Raw genomic sequence first — 204 nt, forward strand, 5'->3', positions numbered from 1 at the left:
TGTGGCTGTTACGGATTATGAAGTGTTTCAGGACGGAGCCAGTTTAGGATTAACTTCAGGGGTGACAAGTCTGGATATATCAGGGTTAACGCCAGAAACAGCGTATGAATTTACAGTTGAGGCTTTAGATGGTTCTGGTAATCGTTCGGGACAAAGTAATAGTTTAAGTGTAGAAACATTGGCTGCTCCAGATGCGGAATCTCC

Annotated in this window: 1 protein-coding gene; it reads left to right on the forward strand. The window is 43.6% G+C overall.

Features of this window, described 5'->3' with window-relative positions; all coding sequences use genetic code 11:
- The coding region (locus I3217_RS00005) for a fibronectin type III domain-containing protein (protein ID WP_435047665.1) at nucleotides 1-204 on the forward strand (204 nt) is incomplete at both ends.

The organism is Formosa sp. S-31 (assembly GCF_051172795.1).
Lineage (GTDB): Bacteria > Bacteroidota > Bacteroidia > Flavobacteriales > Flavobacteriaceae > Formosa.